The 555-nt window shown below is 67.2% G+C and carries 1 protein-coding gene; it reads right to left on the bottom strand.

The window, feature by feature from the left end; all coding sequences use genetic code 11:
• Positions 1 to 6: 6 nt before the first annotated feature.
• Positions 7 to 555, bottom strand: a 549-nt coding sequence (locus tag NZN28_RS14580; protein ID WP_295399385.1) for an EAL domain-containing protein, incomplete at its 5' end; no start/stop codon positions are given.

Raw genomic sequence — 555 nt, 5'->3', positions numbered from 1 at the left:
GATGCCTCAGCCGCCGTGGGGTTCATGCAGCCGGGCGCGGACCTGGGCCTCGAACTGCTCCACCGGCATCGGCCGGCCGTAGCGGTAGCCCTGCAGCCAATGGCAGCCGCGGCTGAGCAGGTAGTTTTCCTGCTGCTCGGTCTCCACGCCCTCGGCCAGCACCTGCATGCGCAGCTTGCGCCCCAGCGCGATGATGGTGGTGATGATGGCCTCGTCCTGCCGGCTGTGCTGGCCCAGACGGGCTACAAAGCGCTGGTCGATCTTGATGATGTCGAATGGCAGTTCGGCCAAATACGCCAGCGACGAGTAGCCGGTGCCGAAGTCGTCCAGCGCCAGCGACACCCCCTGCGCGTCGAGCGCCTGCAACGTGGTGCGCGCCGATTCCAGGTCGTCCAGGAAGACCGACTCGGTGATTTCCAGCTCCAGCAGCCGTGCGGGGATGCCGTGTTGCTCCAGCGACTGTTGCACCCGCTGGCCGAACGCCGGGTCGCGGAACTGGCGTGCACTGACGTTGATCGCCAGACGCATTGGGGCCAGCGCCGCATCGCTCTGCCA

Origin of the sequence: Meiothermus sp. (assembly GCF_025056915.1) — a bacterium.
In the GTDB taxonomy this organism is placed as follows: domain Bacteria; phylum Deinococcota; class Deinococci; order Deinococcales; family Thermaceae; genus Meiothermus.
This window is presented reverse-complemented; position numbering and strand designations above follow the sequence as displayed.